This is a genomic window from Rhizobium sp. AG855, from assembly GCF_003610655.1.
GTDB lineage: Bacteria > Pseudomonadota > Alphaproteobacteria > Rhizobiales > Rhizobiaceae > Allorhizobium > Allorhizobium wuzhouense.
This window is the reverse complement of sequence record NZ_RAQG01000003.1, coordinates 1802405-1820852: the sequence shown is the minus strand read 5'-3', so window position 1 is coordinate 1820852 and position 18448 is coordinate 1802405. Positions and strand designations below refer to the sequence as shown.

Sequence of the window (18448 nt, the reverse complement as noted above, 5' to 3'; positions counted from 1 at the left end):
AAAATGCCTCTTGCGGTTTTTTTAGATCGCGTCTAAATCCGCGCCACCACACGCTCTTTTCTACCGGACGGCCTCGTGGCGGAGTGGTTACGCAGAGGACTGCAAATCCTTGCACCCCGGTTCGATTCCGGGCGAGGCCTCCATTTTTTATTTCAACGAATTCTATAATCATTCATCTGGAAAACTCCGAGGACGAATGCACTCGGAAGCTTTACGCTATCGTCCCGGTCGAAAACTCATCTCCCCGACTACCGGAAGCGCCCCATTTTCTGTATCACTTCGCCGAGCGCCTGGTTTTTCCATTAAAGGCAAGTGAGCTTGACTGATTTTTGAGGCCTGACGTGAGCCGACCTGTTACATTACCGGACTATAGCAAGCCGCCCTTGAACGAGGTCGTTCTCGGCGTTCAGTTCTCCATGCCTCGGGGCTATCAGCAAATCCTTGCATATGAGGTTTGGCAGCTGTACCGCGACGAGTTCCCCACGGTCGAGGAGCAGCCTCCCCTTGTCCCCACTTTCGAGACGTTCGGCCTTCCAAGCGGTCCGCAATTCAGTTTCAACATGACCACAGGCGCACAACATGACCGCTATTGGTTTCTGTCGCCTGACAAGGACGAGCTCATTCAGTTTCAGGACGACCGGCTTCTGCACAACTGGCGGAAGGTCGGCGATATGTCGAATGAGTACCCCCGTTTCGAAAAAATGGTTGTCCGGTTCGAGCATGAGCTTCGAACTCTCGATAAGTACGTGTCGACGCTCGCATCACAGAAGCTTAACATCACGCAGTGCGAAATCTCCTACATCAATCACGTTTATCCTGACGGTCCAGAACGGTCCCTCGAAGTATCGGACATTTTTCGCTTCGCTCAAATTTCAGGCGAGAAGCCCGAGGACTTTGCTGCGAACTTCCGGCGCACCATATCTGATGCGAGCGGCGCACCAATTGGCCGCCTGCATTCCGAGGTTCAGTCCGGCGTCAGCAACCTGAACGGACAGCGGGTGTTTGTGTTCACGCTCACCGCTCGTGGTGCGCCATCGCAACCGACGATTTCAGGTGCGTTAGAATTCTTGAAAGTAGGACGTGAGATGGTAGTGAATACTTTCACAGACCTGACAACTGATTCCGCACATGACATTTGGGGTAGGAAACCATGAGTTCGGCAACTGCTATCAGCGCCTATTCGCCAGGCTCCTGGGCGCCGAGGGCTTCCGTGGGCAGAGCCGCCAGCGTTTTCGAACAAGCGGCTTCGCCATCTCGCAGGATATCTGCGGCACAACGGGTAGTCGTTCAGGCTCCGGCTCGCGATTGGAGAGAAGCGGTTGAAACCAAGTTGCAAGATCTCATCCGGCTTCCGGTGGGGTGGGATGGCTATCGGGGTCAGCCTGTCAGCTTCGAGACGGCAAGTTTTGCCTTGCGCATGCTCGAAAGCATTCTTCCCTCCGGCGGGCCGGGTCCTCAGGTCATCCCCGGCGTGGCAGGTGACGTTCAGATTGAGTGGCATACCGAAGCGGGTGACATCGAGCTTCATGTTCGCCGCCCGAACAGTGTTCATGCATGGCGGGAGACTGCCGCAACGGGCGTAGACGGCGAAGAGGTTGAGCTTACCTTCGACTTCCGCCCAATTGTGTTGTGGATCAAGCAGCTTTCAGAGGCGATTGCCAATGCTGACGCCGCCGCCGCGTGACGAGAAAGGCGCTGTCGAGCCTCACGATCACCCTGAAATTGGCAACGGCGACGGAGTCATCCGTCGGGTCCAAGAGCAATGGATTGTCGAGGACAAGGACGGGAACCGTAGGTTATCATCGATGGCACTCAAGGCGTCGTCCGGTGACAATCAAGGCATGTCGGTTGACCTCGAGGCTCTGATCGTCGCTGCCGGGCTTGACCCTCACGCTTATGTCACCAATCCACGCTGGATTGGCTCAATTAGGTTTTCCGCCGGAGACCTTCGAGCGGAGGAGTTCAAGGTTGGTTTTGATCCGCTGGATGAAGAGCCTCCGAACCAACCAGCGAACCCCTACCATGGTGAGGTATGGGGATCGTTCTCAAGGGGGAAGCAGCGGAAACTTGCGGCTCTCGCGACGTGGTACGTCGCTCTCCCCGGAGTGTCGCTGGCTATCGGCTGAGCATAGTACCGGCCCTACCGCGGCGCTAATACGGGCATTCCAACCCTTCTCAACAGAATGGCTGCCTCTAGAGGCGTTTTATTGCGTGGCTGTCTCCCGTGTCGCAGAAGTTTAGCGGCCAAATCTGTGCTGATCGAGGCTCAGGCCGGGATGCGCCCGAAACTGGCCGATCTACCCGCTTGTCCCGAAAGTCCCGGCAGCGCAGGTCACGGACATTGTCCAATCCGGGAGTTTTACACATGCGCGCCGCCGTCTCTGTTCTTGCAACCGCCTTTCTTCTGTCCGTGCCACTTGCCGCTTCGGCGGAAACTTTGTCCTTCACGCTTGAAAACAAGACGTCCAACATGGTCGTGCAGGTTCACGTCTCGCCGGTCGATGGCGGCAAGAGCGTCGAGCTTCTGCGCAAGAAGGGGCTCTATGGCGGAAAGTCGCGGCAGTTGACCATCGACGACGGCACCGATGCCTGTGTCTACAGGATCCGGGTGGTCTTCGAGGGTGACAGCTACTACGACCTGCGCGACAAGGTCGATTTCTGCGAGACCGGCAGCTACACGATCGCAGAGTGACGCCCTTTTTGGCGGGCGGGTCTGAGGGCGTGCAATGATAATCTGTTCCCGAAGCCTGCCCGTGACTTGAAAGGCGCTCGCCCTGCAATTAAAGACACGGGGGAAAACCCGACCGGCCGAGATGGGGCGACAGGACATGATGGATTACGCAGCAGCACGCACCAAGATGGTGGACAACCAGATCAGGACCACGGACGTCACGTCCCACTCGGTGCTGACGGCCTTCCTTTCGGTGCCCCGTGAAGCCTTCGTTCCGGCGGAACTGAAGCCGCTCGCCTATATCGACGAGGACATGCAGGTTGCCCCGGCTGCCAACGGCAATCCGGCGCGCTACATCATGGAGCCGTCGCCGCTTGCCAAGCTTTTGCAGCTGGCGGCCATCACCAAGGACGACCTCGTGCTCGAAATCGGCTGTGGCGCCGGTTATGCGGCAGCTCTTCTGTCGCTGGTCGCAGGCTCCGTCGTGGCGGTCGAATCGGACGAGGCGCTGGTGCTGCGTGCGACCGAAAAGCTCTCCTCGCTCGGCTACGACAATGTCGCGGTCGTCGCTGGCAACCTCGAAGCCGGCTATCCGGCCGAGGCGCCCTATGACGTGATCTTCGTCAACGGCGCGGTGGAGCATCTGTCGGATGCGCTGCTCGGCCAGCTGCGCGAAGGCGGCCGTCTCGTCGCCGTCGTGGGGTATGGCAATGCGGCGCGTGCCCGTCTTTATGTGAAGGCCGGCGGCACGGTGTCCTACACCGAATATTTCAATGCTGCGGTCAAACCGCTGCCGGGCTTCCGCAAGGCGGCCGAATTCGTCTTCTGACGGGTGTCCCCATGAAACTGCCGAAGGCCCGCTGCGTGCGGGCCTTTTGCGTTCTGGGCGAACAAAGCTGTGCATCACGCCAATTGCGGGAGCCTGCGTGATTTTTTTCCTGAGGCGCGTATCCTAGGGTGAGCGCGAATCGGTTGGCGGCAAGGTCGTCGCCGATGATCTTGAGGACAACGGGGATTAGTATGGCTCAGCCAAGCGTAGCGCGTGAACCGTCCATGGAAGAGATCCTGGCATCGATCCGCCGGATCATCGAAAGCAATGACCCGGTTTCGGGCGAAACCTTCGCGAGTGACAGCGACGAGATGGACGAGGGCGCTCATGCGCCGGCTCTGCGCCAGGCCGAAGTCGATTTCAGCTATGAAAGCGTGGATTTCACCCCCGCAAACGATCCCGGACCGGCCGCGCCGGCACCGCAGCGCGTCGAGGCTCAGGTCCAGCCGGAAGCATCCCGCAGCGTTTCGCTGGCCGATCTCGCTGCCCGTGTCCGTTCCGCCTCCGAGCGCACCGAACGTCCGGTTCAGCCGTCAGCCGCCGTCGCCGCGCCGGTAACCGCCGCGCCCGCTGTCGAACAGCCGATGGCCGCTCCCCGTGACATGCAGCCCTCGCGCGGTGAAAGCCCGCTGATGACCGCGCGGCTTGCCGAACTGCGCGCCCCGCAGCTCCGGCCGTCGATTTCGGTCGAGATCAAGCAGGCCCCGGTGGCGGTCAGACCCCCGCAGGCACCCGAAACCCCTGTTGCCGCCGAACCCGTGCCCGCGCGCCCGGCCCCTGCCATGATGCCGGCCGCCCCTCAGGCGACGAGCCAGGCACCGGTGATCGAGCCGGAACGTCGGGACATGCCCGAAATGCAGTTGGAGATGCAGCGTGAAGAACCGCGCGCGCCATCCTTCGATGCGATCGCCATGCATCTGGCCGCCGAACCGAGGCCGGAACCTGTGGTCGAAGATGCGCCCCTGTCGAGTGCCGGTACTGATTTGACGGCCCTGGTTTCAGCAGCAACCGTCGAACAGGTCTCCCGTTCCTTCTCGGATCTCGCCGCTGCCATCGACGGCCAGGAGCGTCGCTCGCTCGACGAGATGGCCGAGGAAATGCTGCGTCCGATGCTCAAGGACTGGCTGGACGACAATCTGCCGACCCTGGTCGAACGCCTCGTGCGCGAGGAGATCGAACGTGTCGCCCGCGGTCCGCGGCGCTGATTGAAGTCCCCCTGGGGATCATGGGCCGCTCGAAAGAGCGGCCTTTTTTATTGACTTGGTTTTGCCAGTCCTATTTACCAACCCACATCCAGAACTCGAAGAAACCGGTCGGAAAATGCTCGAAAAGACCTATGATTCAGCCGCCGTCGAACCGAAGATCGCCAAAGCCTGGGAAGACGCGGATGCGTTTCGCGCCGGCGCCAATGCGAAGCCGGGCGAGGACACCTTCACCATCGTGATCCCGCCGCCGAACGTGACCGGCTCGTTGCACATGGGCCACGCGCTGAACAACACGCTGCAGGACATCATGGTCCGCTTCGAGCGCATGCGCGGCAAGGACGTGCTGTGGCAGCCGGGCATGGACCATGCCGGTATCGCGACGCAGATGGTCGTCGAGCGCAAGCTCGCCGAAAACGGCCAGAACCTCTCGCGCCGCGACATGGGCCGCGAGGCCTTCATCGAGCGTGTCTGGGAGTGGAAGGAAGAATCGGGCGGCCTGATCTTCAACCAGTTGAAGCGCCTCGGCGCCTCCTGCGACTGGTCGCGCGAACGCTTCACCATGGACGAGGGGCTCTCTCAGGCCGTGCTCGAAGTCTTCGTCACGCTCTACAAGGAAGGCCTGATTTATCGCGGCAAGCGCCTGGTCAACTGGGACCCGAAGTTCGAGACGGCGATTTCCGATCTCGAGGTCGAGAACAAGGAAGTTGAAGGCCATATGTGGCACTTCAAGTATCCGCTCGCCGGTGGTGCGACCTATACCTATGTCGAGAAGGACGAGGAAGGCAACGTCACCTTCCAGGAGGAGCGCAACTACATCTCGATCGCCACCACGCGTCCTGAGACGATGCTGGGTGACGGCGCCGTTGCCGTCCACCCCTCGGACGAACGCTATGCGCCGATCGTCGGCAAGCTTTGCGAAATCCCTGTTGGGCCGAAGGAACATCGCCGCCTGATCCCGATCATCACCGACGAGTATCCGGATCCGAAATTCGGTTCGGGTGCCGTCAAGATCACCGGCGCGCATGATTTCAACGACTATCAGGTCGCCCGCCGCAACAAGATCCCGCTCTACCGCCTGATGGATACCCAGGCGAAGATGCGCGACGACGGCGAGGACTACGCAGTCTACGCGGCGCGGGCACTCGACATCGCCAAGACCGGCCATCTGCCGAACGAGGCAGAAGTCGACGACATCAATCTCGTGCCCGACGACTATCGCGGGCTCGACCGCTACGAAGCCCGCAAGCGCATCATCGATGCGATCAATGCCGAAGGGCTCGCCGTCACGGTGAAGGACGCCGAAGGCAATGACATTCCTTTCGTCGAAAACAAGAAGATCATGCAGCCCTTTGGCGACCGCTCCGGCGTCGTCATCGAGCCGATGCTGACCGACCAGTGGTTTGCTGACGCAAAGACGCTGGCCGAACCTGCGATTGCTTCGGTTCGCGAAGGCCGCACCAACTTCGTTCCGAAGAACTGGGAAAAGACCTACTTCGAGTGGATGGAGAATATCGAGCCCTGGTGCATCTCCCGCCAGCTCTGGTGGGGGCACCAGATCCCGGCTTGGTATGGCCCGGACGGGCAGGTCTTCGTCGAAAAGACCGAGGAAGAGGCGCTGCATTCGGCGATCCAGCACTACATCGCCCATGAAGGCCCGTGGAAGGCTTGGGTCGAGGAGAAGCTCGAAAACTTCGCACCGGGCGAGATCCTGACCCGCGACGAGGACGTGCTCGACACGTGGTTCTCATCGGCGCTCTGGCCCTTCTCGACACTTGGCTGGCCGGACGAGACGCCGGAACTGGCGAAGTATTATCAGACCGACGTGCTGGTCACCGGCTTCGACATCATCTTCTTCTGGGTCGCCCGCATGATGATGATGGGCCTGCACTTCATGAAGGACGAGGACGGCACGCCGGTCGAGCCCTTCCACACGGTCTATGTCCATGCCCTGGTTCGCGACAAGAACGGCCAGAAGATGTCGAAGTCCAAGGGCAACGTCATCGACCCGCTGGAACTGATCGACGAATACGGTGCCGACGCCCTGCGTTTCACGCTGGCGATCATGGCAGCGCAAGGTCGCGACGTGAAGCTCGACCCGGCCCGCATCGCCGGCTACCGCAACTTCGGCACCAAGCTGTGGAACGCCACGCGCTTTGCCGAGATGAACGGCGTCAAGGCCGATTCGGCCTTCCTGCCGGAAACGACCTCGCTGGCCATCAACCGCTGGATCCTCACAGAACTGGCGCGCACCGAGCGCGAAGTCACCGAGGCGATCGAAAGCTACCGCTTCAACGATGCGGCCAGCAGCCTTTACCGCTTTGTCTGGAACCAGTTCTGCGACTGGTATCTCGAGCTGCTGAAGCCCGTCTTCATGGGTGAGGACGAACTGGCGAAGAACGAAGCGCAGGCCTGTGCGGCCTATGTCCTGGAGCAGATCTACAAGATGCTCCATCCCTTCATGCCGTTCATGACCGAAGAACTCTGGGCCCACACAGCCGGCGAGGGCGCTTCGCGTGACACCCTGCTTTGCCATGCTGACTGGCCGACGCCGGAGTTTTCGGACGAAAACTCGGCCGCCGACATCAACTGGCTGATCGACCTCGTCACCGGCATCCGTTCGGCGCGTTCCGAAATGAACGTGCCCCCGGGCGCTGTCGCTCCGCTGGTGGTGGTCGGTGCCAACGGCGTGACCCAGGAGCGGTTGTCGCGCCATGAAGCCTCGATCAAGCGGCTTGCCCGCGTCGAGACGATTGCAATCGCCGAGGAGGCGCCCAAGGGCGCAGCCCAGATCGTGGTGGGTGAGGCCACCGCCTGCCTGCCGCTCGGTGCGCTGATCGATCTCAACGCGGAAAAAGCCCGCATTGAAAAGGCGATCGGCAAGGTCGACCAGGAAATGGCCCGCATCGCAGGCAAACTGGGCAACGAGAAATTCGTCGCCAATGCCAATCCGGAGGTGGTTGCTGCCGAACGCGAGCGCTACCAGGAACTGGAAGTTCAGAAGGCCAACCTGGAAACGGCTCTGAAGCGGGTTATCGAGGCGATCTGATCCCCCCTCAAAAGGAATGGATTTCCAAGGGCCGGGCGGCAACGCCTGGCCCTTTTCCGTTGTGCCTTCGGCCGAGCAGGGAGGCAGGCCGTCGTCGGAATGTTCGAGTCCGCACGATAACCAGATATATCCCCTTGATTTTTGGTGGGTGGCGTCGATTTTTCGCCGTCTTTGATCTTCGTCAGATGAAGCTATGCGATGTGGCTGTCACGCAACAGGCAGTGTCGCAAGCGAAACATCATTCTCTGTCTGGCCAAAAAATCGGCATTTGGCGCAATAATCATCCAAGCGGGCCGCCGTTTGACGTGTTCGTCAAATAAATTACGTAAAAATTTCGGCACTGGTGGACCGCGCTGACAAATGCAACCCGATTGTCATTCTGTCGCACATGTCTAGTATGGCAAATCACAGTTTTGCCTGAATTGGGGAGAGACATGGCGAACAACCTGAAAAAGACGACCGCCCTCGGACTGATTGCCGCTTGCGCCTTTGTGGGAGGAGCGCAGGCCGGTGGCTTCTCGCGCGGTGAGGCAGATACGGACATTCTCTATGAGGATGGCGATATCGCGGCGCGCGCCGGCTATGTCTATGTCATGCCGCAGCGCGGTTACGACTCGATCAACGGTGCCAGCACCAGTGACGACGATTTCACCCAGAACTACAGCATTCCGAGCTTCTCGGCCAAGTTCCGCGTATCGGATAACTTTTCCTGCGCCCTGACCTATACCGAACCTTTCGGTGCCAAGTCCGAATATGGCGCCGATGCTCGGGCGGCGGACCGCAACGCCGATAGAGCCGAGGCCATTCTTGCGCCGGTCGGCGCCGGCAAGATCCCGCTGTTTATCGGCGGTAACGCAGTTCTCTCATCGCAATTCAAGACCACTGAACTCGGCGGCACTTGCGCCGTGAGCGTGGATGCTGGCCAGGGTCGGTTCTCGGTTCTCGGCGGCCTGTTCACGCAGTCCTTCGATTACACTGAGGTCAAGGACTATGGCACGCTGAACCTGCGCGACGACGGCGAGATGGGTTACCGTTTCGGCGCCGCCTATGAGATCAAGGAATATGCGCTGCGGGCCGAACTCATGTACCGCTCGAAAGTAGAGCATGATGCGGAAGGCGTCTTCACGTCTGCCGCCCCGCTCGCAAGTCTTCCGGGCGCCTTCGGCGGGCCGATCCCGCTGGGCACTCAGCTGTCCTCGACCGGCAACGGCACGCTGCCCCAGTCGCTCGAGTTGAGCCTGCAAAGCGGTATTGCGCCTGACTGGCTCGCCTTCGGCTCGGTCAAATGGACCGACTGGAGCGTCCTGCAGACGTTGAATTACCGGATTACCGGCCTTGGTCCGCAGACCAAGGACTTCTTCTGGCAGGATGGCTGGACCATTTCCGGCGGCGTTGGCCACAACTTTACGGATAAGATTTCCGGTGCGATCAGCCTGACCTGGGATCGTGGCGTTGGCACGGGTGCCGACATCATGACCGACACCTGGACGATCGGTGCCGGCACGCAGATCAAGGCTGGCCCCGGTGTGGTTCGTCTCGGTGCGGCCGCGACCTACCTGACGGAAGGCTCGCAGTCCACGGCTCAAGGCGCAGACTTCAATGCCACCGTGGGTGGCGACTGGGCCTATGCCGTCAGCGCCTCCTACAAGATCTCCTTCTGATCTTCGTTTAAACCGTTGATCGAAGCCCGGCTTGTCCGGGCTTCATTCGTTTCGGCCAGGCCTCACGTGTTTTTCAGCTTTCCGGAATGTGTTGATTCTGCAACATTGACTCTATCCTTGATGGCAGGATCGGGTTGCGCCCAATTTGTCCATTTCCCGCCACAAACGAAGAGCACCGGTGATCCCCAGAGACGGCGGGGCGCTGTTTCCGGCGGGTGGCCTTCGGGTGGTGTGTGAGTTGAGAATGAGCCTCAGGGGCGAAAATAGGGTTCGAATACAAATGGTTTCGGTCGCTTTCGGGGAGCGGTCGGTGGTTCCGGACAACGAACGGATGCACGAAATATCGAGCGTCCCAGTCTTGCCGGAAATCGGTTCTACTCTCTTCGTCATGTTAGATGATAAGCAACGGTGGCGCATCGATCGCCATGATATCGAGATTGGTTATGAACCCTCCGTTCATCCATCTTGCGGTATCTTCACATCGGACGCATTTGGTCTGGCCATGGCGGCGAGGCGGGTGTCGTGATGTCAGTCATGTCTTGGAAGAACGACGCAACCATGCGGATAAGGGACTGGAAGTCTTCGGCTCTACTTCTGACGGCGACCGCATTTCTGCTGTCTCTGAGCCCGTCGGCACAGGCCTTCGACATGAATGCCGGCGTCAACAAGGAGTCCGGCCCATTCGATCTCTTCAAGTTCGGCTTCAACGCCTACAAGAAGGGCCAGAAGCAGGAGGCCGTCGAAGCCTATCGCTACGCGGCCGAGAAGGGCCATACCGGTTCGCGCTGGGCGCTCGCCAATATGTATGCCGCCGGTGACGGGGTCGTTGAGAACGACTTCGAAGCCTTCAAGATCTATGCCGAAATCGCCAACCAGGGGATCGAACCCGGTTCGGAAGACACCGGCTTCTTCGTCAATGCGCTTCTGTCTTTGGCCCGCTACTATCGCCAGGGTATTCCCGAGACGCCGGTCAAGGCCGATCTCGCCCAGGCGCGCCAGATCTATTTCCAGGTGGCCTCGACCTTCGGGGTGCCGGAGGCGCAGTTTCAGCTAGCCCGCATGATCCTGGCGGGCGAGGGCGGCAGCGTCAACGTCCAGCAGGCCAAGAAGTGGCTGAACCTTGCCCGCAAGAGCGGCCATGCCGGCGCCATGTCCGTCTTTGGCAATGTGCTCTTCGAAGAGGGTCAGACGGTTCGCGGTCTCGCTTTCCTGACGGCGGCGCTGGATCGCTGCAATCCCAAGGATTGTCCCTGGATGCAGGATCTGCAGGAGCACGCTTTCTCCCTGGCGTCGGAGGAAGATCGGCGCGTCGCCGTGGTGCTCGCACCGAAGGTCTACGAACAGGGCGACTGACGTCCGGCTCTGGTGGAAACCAGGCTCCGCGAAGGGGCATGGAAAACAAAAAAGGACGCCGGCTGGGCGTCCTTTTTGCGTTTTCGCGATATCGTCAGGCGGGTGTCTAGAGCAATTCCAGCGAAAGTGGAAATCGGTTTCGCGTCCGGAATTGCGTAATAACAAAGGGTTAGATCATTTCTGTGTTTCCATGAAATACGGAAATGATCTAGAAGTTGAAATAGCCGGCGACAGGCACATGATCCGACGGCTTTTCCCAGGCCCGCACATGTTTTTCGATCTCGGCCGAACGCAGCCGGTCGGACGCTTCCGGCGACAGCATCAGGTGATCGATGCGGATGCCATTGTTTTTCTGCCAGGCGCCGGCCTGATAATCCCAGAAGGAAAAGAGAGGCGCCTCGTCCGTTGTGGCGCGAACGGCATCGACGAAGCCGAGGTTTTCCAGCCGCCGGAAGGCGGCCCGCGTCTGGGGCAGGAACAGCGCGTCGGTCACCCACTGGCTCGGGTCCTTGGCGTCATGCGGTTCGGGGATGACATTGTAGTCGCCGGCCAGGATCAACGGCTCCTCGAGCGCCATGCGGTCGCGCGCGAAGGCTTCGAGACGCGCCATCCAGGCAAGCTTGTAAGGGTATTTGACCGGATCGTCGGACGGGTTGCCATTGGGCAGATAGAGCGAGCAGACGCGCACGACGCCACCATCGACGGAAAAGACGCCTTCGATGAACCGGGCCTGTTCGTCGGTGTCGTCGCCCGGCAGGCCGCGGTTCACTTCATCCGGCTTCAGCTTGGAGAGGATCGCGACGCCGTTAAAACCCTTCTGGCCATGCGTCTCGACGTGATAGCCGAGCGCTTCGATCTCGAGTCTCGGAAACCCCTCATCGACCGACTTGATTTCCTGCAGGCAGACGATGTCGGGCTGGCTGTCCTTAAGCCACTGGCACAGGTTCTCGATGCGCGCCTTGACGCCGTTGATGTTCCAGGTGGCTATTTTCATCATCACTCACACGGAGAAGCTGGTGCCGCAGCCGCAGCTCGCCACCGCATTGGGGTTCTTGATCTGGAACGACTGGCCAAGCAGGTTGTCGACGAAGTCGATTTCCGATCCGGCCATATAGATCAGCGAAACGGGATCGATCAGCACGGTGGCACCATCGCGGGTGATGACGATATCGTCATTTGCCGGCTGCTGGTCGAGGTCGAACTTGTAGGAAAAGCCGGAACAGCCGCCGCCTTCGACGGAGACGCGCAGCGCCTGCTTGTCGGCATCGGCCGCGACGATCGCAGCGATTCGCTTCGCTGCGGCTTCGGAAAGGGTGACGGTCTCGGTGCTCATTCGGCCTCCTGCCGGGTTCAAGGCCCGGTGAAAACGGTCTTTTCTTCGCAAATCACCGCATTGTCACGCAAAAGCGCGATTTTTGATCCGGCGCGGCGGCGCGAAATCGGTTCGCAACCCGCATCGCCTTGCGGCTTTGTCCGCTATAGGTATGAAGGCACAAGAGTTGCGTCAATGGGGAGCAGGCGGCACAGGCATGACGATCGATCAAGCAGCACTGGGATTCGGCACCGGGCAGCGGGCGGTATACGCCACCGATCCGTGGAAAAGCCGTGGCCGGCTCTTCGAAGAGGGCGGCAGCCTCACGCGCTCCGAGTTTCAGCGCGACCGGGACCGGATCGTCCATACGACTGCCTTTCGCCGCCTGAAGCACAAGACCCAGGTCTTCATCGGCCCGGATGGCGATCACTACCGCACCCGTCTTACCCACACGATCGAGGTGGCCCAGATCGCCCGTGCGCTGGCGCGTGCCCTGAAGCTCGACGAGGATCTCGCGGAAGGCGTGGCCCTTGTCCACGACTTCGGTCACACGCCTTTCGGTCACACGGGCGAAGATGCGCTGCACGAGGTGCTGAAACCCTATGGCGGCTTCGATCACAATGCCCAGTCGCTGCGCATCGTCACCAAGCTGGAGCGGCGTTATGCCGATTTCGACGGGCTGAACCTCACCTGGGAGACGCTGGAAGGCCTGGTCAAGCACAATGGTCCGCTGCTGACCAAGGACGGGCAGGGGACGCGCGGCCCGGTTCCGCAGCCGATCCTCGACTATTGCGAGATCCACGATCTGGAGCTGTCGAGCTTTGCCGGACTTGAGGCCCAGGTCGCGGCGATCGCCGACGACATCGCCTACAACACGCATGACATCGACGATGGCCTGCGCTCCGGTTATCTCAATTTCGAGATGCTGGAAGACGTGCCTTTCCTCGCCGGTCTGATGAAAGAGGTCCGCGATCGCTATCCGCATCTCGACCCTGACAGGTTCACCCACGAGATCATGCGCCGGCAGATCACCCGCATGGTCGAGGATGTGATCGGCGTGGCTCAGGATCGACTGAGGACGGTCGAGCCGCAAAGCGTCGAGGATGTGCGCGCGGCCTCGATGACGATTGCCACCTTTTCCGACCAGATGGCCGAAACCGACAAGGCGATCAAGAAACTGCTGTTCAGCCGGATCTACCGGCACCCCGACATCATGCGAATCCGCGCGGCAGCGGCCGAGATCGTCACCGATCTCTTCACCGCCTATATGGCCGATCCGAAGCTGATGAAGAGTCACTTCTGGGTGAACCATATTTCGGGCCTGAACGACGGCCAGAAGGCACGCCATGTTGCCGACTATCTTGCGGGCATGACGGACACCTACGCGGTGCGCGTGCATCGCGAGCTGTTTGACCGGACTCCTGAATTACGATAGTCAGCCGACAAATTCTGAAGGAATGCAGCCGGAAATCCGCCTGCATGCAGGGATATGCCATGAACCTCTTCGCCGATTTCGAAACCCGGATCAAAGCAGCGCTCGACGAGATCGAGGTCGTGCGCGAGAAGCGCGACAGCCTCGACTTCAGCCGCATCGTGGTCGAGCCGCCGCGCGATCCGAGCCATGGCGACGCCGCGACCAATGCCGCCATGGTGCTGGCCAAGGGCATGGGCATGAACCCGCGCGCGCTGGCCGATCTGATCGGCGAGAAGCTGAAGCAGGATCCTGACATTGCAGATGTGGGTGTGGCCGGCCCCGGCTTCATCAACATCCGCCTGTCGGTTGCCTATTGGCAGCGGCTGCTCGCCACCATCATCCGGGAAGGCACCGATTTCGGCCGCTCGCCAGTTGGCAAGGGCCACAAGGTCAATGTCGAATATGTTTCGGCGAACCCGACGGGGCCGATGCATGTCGGCCATTGCCGTGGCGCCGTGGTTGGCGACACGCTGGCAAACCTGCTGGGCTTTGCCGGATACGAGGTCACCAAGGAATATTACATCAACGATGCCGGCGCGCAGATCGACGTTCTCGCGCGCTCAGCCTTCCTGCGCTATCGCGAAGCGCTGGGTGAGGATATTGGCGAGATCCCGGCCGGCCTCTATCCGGGCGACTACCTCGTTCCGGTCGGCAAGGAGCTCGCCGCCGAATACGGCACCAAGCTCCTGACCATGCCGGAAGACGAGATGCTTGCGATCGTCAAGGAGAAGGCGATCGCCGCAATGATGGCGATGATCCGCGACGATCTGGCGACGCTCAACGTCCATCACGACGTCTTCTTCTCGGAGCGCACGCTGCATGCCAGCAATGCCGCGAAGATCCGCACCGCGATCAATGACCTCACCTTCAAGGGCCACGTCTATCGCGGCACGCTGCCGCCGCCGAAGGGCCAGCTGCCGGAAGACTGGGAAGATCGCGAGCAGACGCTGTTCCGCTCGACCGAAGTGGGTGACGACATCGACCGGCCGCTGATGAAGTCGGATGGCTCCTACACCTATTTCGCCGCCGACGTGGCCTACTTCAAGGACAAGTTCGATCGCGGCTTCTCCGAGATGATCTATGTGCTCGGCGCCGACCATGGCGGCTATGTGAAGCGGCTCGAGGCCGTGAACCGGGCTGTGTCCGAAGGCAAGTCGAAGCTGACCGTGCTGCTGTGCCAGCTGGTCAAGCTCTACCGTGACGGCGAACCGGTGAAGATGTCGAAGCGCTCGGGCGATTTCGTGACATTGCGCGAAGTGGTCGAGGAAGTCGGCCGCGATTCGGTGCGTTTCATGATGCTCTACCGGAAGAATTCCGAACCGCTCGACTTCGACTTCGCCAAGGTGACGGAGCAGTCAAAGGACAATCCGGTCTTCTACGTGCAGTATGCTCATGCCCGTTGCATGTCGATTCTGCGCCAGGCGAAGGAAGCCTTCCCCGATCTCGAGATCGAGACACTCGACCTCGCCGGTGCCGTAATGGGACAGATCGAAGATCCGACGGAACTGGCTCTGGTGGCGAAACTGGCCGAATATCCGCGCCTGATCGAGGCGGCAGCATTGTCGCAAGAGCCGCATCGACTTGCATTTTACCTGCATGATCTGGCAAGCTCGCTGCATACGCACTGGAATAAGGGCAAGGATTCGCCCGAATTACGCTTTGTTAACGATAAACATAGAGAATTAACCATCGCCAGGCTTGGGCTGGTGCATGCTGTCGCCTCCGTGTTGAAATCGGGACTGGCCATTACGGGCACCGAAGCACCGGTTGAGATGCGATAGCAGTGTCACCAATTCCCCACATTGCGCTGGCAGGCGTATGGTCGCGTAAGTGAGTGGAACAGGGTATGGTACAGCAGCAGGCTGCAAACAGCATTCGATCGCAGGGCGATGGTTTCGCGGATGACGATCCGTTGGCGGAGCTTGCCCGTATTGTCGGCTTTGATCAGCCGTTGAAGCGCGAGCCTGTTGTGTCGCTGCCGCCCGCGCCTGACATGTCGTCGAGCGAATTCAATCTTGAAGACGAGCTGATGCGCGAGTTCGAAGGCTATGAGCAGCCTTCGTCGTCCATGCCGGACATGCGCGCGCCGGAGCCTGTCGTTCCGCACGCGCCCATCTCTCCGGTGCAGGTCTCGATGCGCGAAGAGCCGAGCTTCGAACCTGCCGCGCCCGACTTCGACGTCGATATTCCGTCTTATGCTCCGCCGGTCTCTTCGGCTGCCGTCGAGCGGTATGACGAGCCGCTGGTGGCGGAGGTGCAGGCGGCGCCTGAGCCTGCCATTTCCTACGATCTTGCGGACGAACTCGAGCTGGCCGTCGCCGATGCCGATATTCGCCCTGTGCCGTCGCATCAGGTCGAGCAGCCCCGTCTGCGACTGCCGCTTGCCAATTTTTCGGCGCAGGTTCAGCCGGTTCGTCGCGCAGAGCCCGAACTGTCGCCGCGCATCGAAGCGCTTGCCCCCGAGGTTGAGGCACCTGTTGTCGCCAAGGTCGAGGCGCAGCCGGTGGCCGCGCCCGCCGTCAGCCAGGAACCCGTCTTCGAATGGGCGACGGGCGCTTTCTCCTTTGGTGAGCCTGAGGGGCAGACGTCGAGCATCGTTGGTCCTGATTTGGCCGATCTGCCGGTCGAGGCTGCCGGTACCGGATCCTTCGCTGCTGCGCCGAAAGCGGAGCCAGCCCCGCAGGTAACCACCCGCAACGAGCCGGATTTCTCCTTCGACTTTTCCGCAGACCTGTCGCTTGACGATGAACTGGATGCTGCACCGTCCGCCAACGCGACGGCACCAGCCAGGAATGTTGCCGAGCCGGTGTCGGACGATGATTTCGATCCGTTCGGCGATCAGGATTTCGAGCTGAAGCTGGATGAACTGGATCTGGCGCTCGATCTCTCGGAAATCGAACCTGTGGCGCCCGTTGCGCCGGCTGCAAAGCCTTTGGCGATCGAACCGGCCGCACCGGCCTATGCCGCCGTCACTGCTGCTGCCGCGCCTGTGGTTGCCGCAGCCTGGCCTTCGGTTGCAGCACCGGTTTCTCCCCGTCGTGTCGAACCGGACATGCGCTTCACCCCAGATGCCGGCAGCTATGCGCCGTCTGCCGTGACGGCGCCTGCACGGCCGCAACCCGTTGCCCAACCGCTGGCACCGGCCCCGCAGCCTGTTGTCCAGCAGGCTTATGTCCCGCCAGCCTATTCCGTCGATGACGGCTTCGGTTTCGATCCTTCGGAAATCTCCGAGCAGGAAGATCATCTCGAAAGCGTGGGTGCGCTGGACGTGCCTGAGGTGCCCGTCACCGAAAACCGCCCGGCGGTCCCGGTTCAGTCGGAATACGACATCGATATCGATGCCGAACTGGCGACGCTGTTTGAAGAGCCGGTTGCACCGCCGACGCCGGCAAAGACCTTCGGCAACAGCCGTGTTGTGGCCGACACTCCGCCCGCGCGCGCAGCGGCGGCTCCGCTCGACGATTTCGATGCCTTCGAAAAGGCGCTGGAAGAGGATCTGCGCAGCTCGCTCAGCACCACCCGCGCGATCGACCCCGAAAGCCGTGGTCATATCACCATCGCCGGCGAGGCTCAGGGCTTCCGCTTCCGGCGCATCAAGCCTTATCTGATGACCGGCACGGCCGTGTTGCTGTTGCTGGCGGGGGCCGGTGGCCTTTATGCCTGGCTCGGCAACGGCGCGGTTGGTAGCCTGTCGGGCGGCGAACCGCAGATCATCGCTGCCGACAAGACGCCGGTGAAGATCGTGCCGGAAAATCCGGGCGGCAAATCCGTTCCCAACCAGGACAAGGCCGTCTACGATCGCGTGGCCGGCAACGGCGTCGAAGATCCCAAGCAGACCAGCCTGATTTCCTCGGAAGAGGAGCCGGTCGACGTGGTGCAGCGGACCCTGATCCCCGAGACCATGCCGCTCGAAGGTGAAAACGACGCTGCGGCAACGCCGGTGGGTGAAACCGAAGATCCGCGTCTGCTGCCCGACGGCCAGCCGCAGGAAACGGCAGCTGCCGCAGAAGATCCGGCAACGATCACGCCGCGTAAGGTGCGGACGATGATCGTGCGTCCCGATGGCACATTGGTGGCGCAGGAAGTGCCGGCCGAAACGGCTCCTGCTGGGACCGCACCGTCCTCGACGACGGCTGCCGCACCGGCTTCAACGCCGGCCGTTCTGGCCGCTCCGAGCGTGCCTTCGGCAAAGAGCAACGACGCCGTGAAGACGGTGGAGACACGGGTCGTCAACCCGAACGCGCCGGCGGATACCGCAGCGGCCACGCCGGCTGCGACCACGGCGTCCACAGCGCCTGCGACAAACCCGGCAACGGCAACGGCCGAAACCGCGCCGCAGTCTGTTGCCGAGGTCGCCGCCGCCTCGGCCGTCGAAGACAATGCCGCTCCGGCCGTCAACGCACCGATCCCGACCATGCGTCCGTCCGACCAGCCGGTGAATGTCGTTGGCACCGTGACCGATCAGGGCAATCTGCGCCCGTCCAAGCCGGCGGCGACCCCTGCACCGGCACCGACCGAAACAGCGGCCGCAAGCCCGGCGGCGGCACCTGCCGCCGCACCCGCTGGCAGCTATGGAATCCAGATCGCGTCCTTGCCATCGGAGGCCGAAGCCCAGCGCAGCTATCGCAGCCTGTCGTCGAAGTTTGGCGTTCTGGCCGGCAAACCCTACGAGATCCGCCAGGCTGACATCCCGGGCAAGGGCACCTATTACCGTGTCCGTATCGTTGCCGGCACCAAGGATGCCGCTGTGGCGCTCTGCGAGCAATATCGCTCGGCGGGCGGTACCTGCCTGGTCTCGAAGTAAGCACGCTCAGTCCTTTGAGAAAAAAAACGAGGCGGAACCGGGTGTTCCGCCTTTTTTCTTGTGCATGAACCGCATCCGTCTCCCGCCGACACC

The 18448-nt window shown here is 61.1% G+C and carries 15 protein-coding genes and 1 tRNA gene; 14 read left to right on the top strand and 2 right to left on the bottom strand.

All coding sequences use genetic code 11. The annotated features are described in order from the left end of the window. The first annotated feature begins 69 nt into the window (after positions 1 to 69). From DFO46_RS08880 to exoR, 11 genes are all read left to right on the top strand, one after another. Positions 70 to 143: transfer RNA gene (locus DFO46_RS08880), tRNA-Cys, on the top strand. Between the two features lie 198 nt (positions 144 to 341). Next, entirely contained in the window at positions 342 to 1154 is an 813-nt protein-coding gene (locus DFO46_RS08875) for a TIGR04255 family protein (protein WP_281039920.1), read from the top strand. 176 nt (positions 1155 to 1330) lie between these two features. Beyond that, positions 1331 to 1684 carry a hypothetical protein gene (locus DFO46_RS08870; protein ID WP_120277053.1) on the top strand — a complete coding sequence of 118 codons (354 nt, stop codon included), beginning with the start codon at positions 1331 to 1333 and terminating at the stop codon, positions 1682 to 1684. Further along, positions 1662 to 2126, top strand: a complete 465-nt coding sequence (locus DFO46_RS08865; RefSeq protein ID WP_120277052.1) for a hypothetical protein — start codon at positions 1662 to 1664, stop codon at positions 2124 to 2126. The genes DFO46_RS08870 and DFO46_RS08865 overlap by 23 nt, the downstream gene beginning before the upstream one ends. A gap of 239 nt (positions 2127 to 2365) precedes the next feature. Further along, a complete protein-coding gene (locus DFO46_RS08860) occupies positions 2366 to 2692 on the top strand; it encodes a hypothetical protein (protein WP_120277051.1) in 327 nt (108 codons plus the stop codon). Positions 2693 to 2828: 136 nt separating this feature from the next. Further along, positions 2829 to 3500: a protein-L-isoaspartate O-methyltransferase gene (locus tag DFO46_RS08855; protein WP_110793287.1), complete on the top strand. Its 672-nt coding sequence runs from the start codon at positions 2829 to 2831 to the stop codon at positions 3498 to 3500. Between the two features lie 191 nt (positions 3501 to 3691). Further along, positions 3692 to 4705: a DUF2497 domain-containing protein gene (locus tag DFO46_RS08850; RefSeq protein ID WP_120277050.1), complete on the top strand. Its 1014-nt coding sequence runs from the start codon at positions 3692 to 3694 to the stop codon at positions 4703 to 4705. 115 nt (positions 4706 to 4820) lie between these two features. Next, the gene (locus tag DFO46_RS08845; RefSeq protein ID WP_120277049.1) at positions 4821 to 7751 is read left to right on the top strand and encodes a valine--tRNA ligase; all 2931 of its coding nucleotides are present in this window, start codon (positions 4821 to 4823) and stop codon (positions 7749 to 7751) included. A 434-nt stretch (positions 7752 to 8185) separates the two neighbouring features. Further along, the gene (locus DFO46_RS08840; protein ID WP_120277048.1) at positions 8186 to 9412 is read left to right on the top strand and encodes an outer membrane protein transport protein; all 1227 of its coding nucleotides are present in this window, start codon (positions 8186 to 8188) and stop codon (positions 9410 to 9412) included. Between the two features lie 178 nt (positions 9413 to 9590). Then, positions 9591 to 9938, top strand: coding sequence for a hypothetical protein (locus DFO46_RS23870; RefSeq protein ID WP_120277047.1), 348 nt, complete (start codon positions 9591 to 9593; stop codon positions 9936 to 9938). Between the two features lie 32 nt (positions 9939 to 9970). Next, a complete protein-coding gene (exoR, locus tag DFO46_RS08830) occupies positions 9971 to 10765 on the top strand; it encodes an exopolysaccharide production regulator ExoR (protein ID WP_110793184.1) in 795 nt (264 codons plus the stop codon). Between the two features lie 208 nt (positions 10766 to 10973). On the opposite strand, the gene xth is transcribed toward exoR, so the two are convergent. Both xth and erpA read right to left on the bottom strand, forming a co-directional pair. Beyond that, a complete protein-coding gene (xth, locus tag DFO46_RS08825; RefSeq protein WP_110793286.1) occupies positions 10974 to 11759 on the bottom strand; it encodes an exodeoxyribonuclease III in 786 nt (261 codons plus the stop codon). 6 nt (positions 11760 to 11765) lie between these two features. Further along, positions 11766 to 12098 (bottom strand): iron-sulfur cluster insertion protein ErpA, encoded by a 333-nt coding sequence (gene erpA, locus DFO46_RS08820; RefSeq protein WP_110793183.1) that lies wholly within the window; start codon positions 12096 to 12098, stop codon positions 11766 to 11768. Between the two features lie 196 nt (positions 12099 to 12294). Between erpA and DFO46_RS08815 the strand changes: the two genes are divergently transcribed. The 3 genes from DFO46_RS08815 (at position 12295) to DFO46_RS08805 (ending at position 18355) form a co-directional block, all read left to right on the top strand. After that, a complete protein-coding gene (locus tag DFO46_RS08815; RefSeq protein ID WP_120277046.1) occupies positions 12295 to 13512 on the top strand; it encodes a deoxyguanosinetriphosphate triphosphohydrolase in 1218 nt (405 codons plus the stop codon). Positions 13513 to 13571: 59 nt separating this feature from the next. After that, positions 13572 to 15332: an arginine--tRNA ligase gene (gene argS, locus DFO46_RS08810; protein WP_110793285.1), complete on the top strand. Its 1761-nt coding sequence runs from the start codon at positions 13572 to 13574 to the stop codon at positions 15330 to 15332. Positions 15333 to 15397: 65 nt separating this feature from the next. Continuing rightward, positions 15398 to 18355, top strand: a complete 2958-nt coding sequence (locus DFO46_RS08805; RefSeq protein WP_120277045.1) for an SPOR domain-containing protein — start codon at positions 15398 to 15400, stop codon at positions 18353 to 18355. Positions 18356 to 18448 lie beyond the last annotated feature (93 nt).

Excerpts from the sequence above, each read along its gene's own strand:
- argS (WP_110793285.1), top strand. The coding sequence starts at position 13,572 with ATGAACCTCTTCGCCGATTTCGAAACCCGGATCAAAGCAGCGCTCGAC.
- DFO46_RS08815 (WP_120277046.1), top strand. The coding sequence starts at position 12,295 with ATGACGATCGATCAAGCAGCACTGGGATTCGGCACCGGGCAGCGGGCG.
- DFO46_RS08805 (WP_120277045.1), top strand. The coding sequence starts at position 15,398 with ATGGTACAGCAGCAGGCTGCAAACAGCATTCGATCGCAGGGCGATGGT.
- erpA (WP_110793183.1), bottom strand. The coding sequence starts at position 12,098 with ATGAGCACCGAGACCGTCACCCTTTCCGAAGCCGCAGCGAAGCGAATC.
- DFO46_RS08860 (WP_120277051.1), top strand. The coding sequence starts at position 2,366 with ATGCGCGCCGCCGTCTCTGTTCTTGCAACCGCCTTTCTTCTGTCCGTG.
- DFO46_RS08850 (WP_120277050.1), top strand. The coding sequence starts at position 3,692 with ATGGCTCAGCCAAGCGTAGCGCGTGAACCGTCCATGGAAGAGATCCTG.
- xth (WP_110793286.1), bottom strand. The coding sequence starts at position 11,759 with ATGAAAATAGCCACCTGGAACATCAACGGCGTCAAGGCGCGCATCGAG.
- DFO46_RS08845 (WP_120277049.1), top strand. The coding sequence starts at position 4,821 with ATGCTCGAAAAGACCTATGATTCAGCCGCCGTCGAACCGAAGATCGCC.
- DFO46_RS08865 (WP_120277052.1), top strand. The coding sequence starts at position 1,662 with ATGCTGACGCCGCCGCCGCGTGACGAGAAAGGCGCTGTCGAGCCTCAC.
- exoR (WP_110793184.1), top strand. The coding sequence starts at position 9,971 with ATGCGGATAAGGGACTGGAAGTCTTCGGCTCTACTTCTGACGGCGACC.
- DFO46_RS08840 (WP_120277048.1), top strand. The coding sequence starts at position 8,186 with ATGGCGAACAACCTGAAAAAGACGACCGCCCTCGGACTGATTGCCGCT.
- DFO46_RS08855 (WP_110793287.1), top strand. The coding sequence starts at position 2,829 with ATGATGGATTACGCAGCAGCACGCACCAAGATGGTGGACAACCAGATC.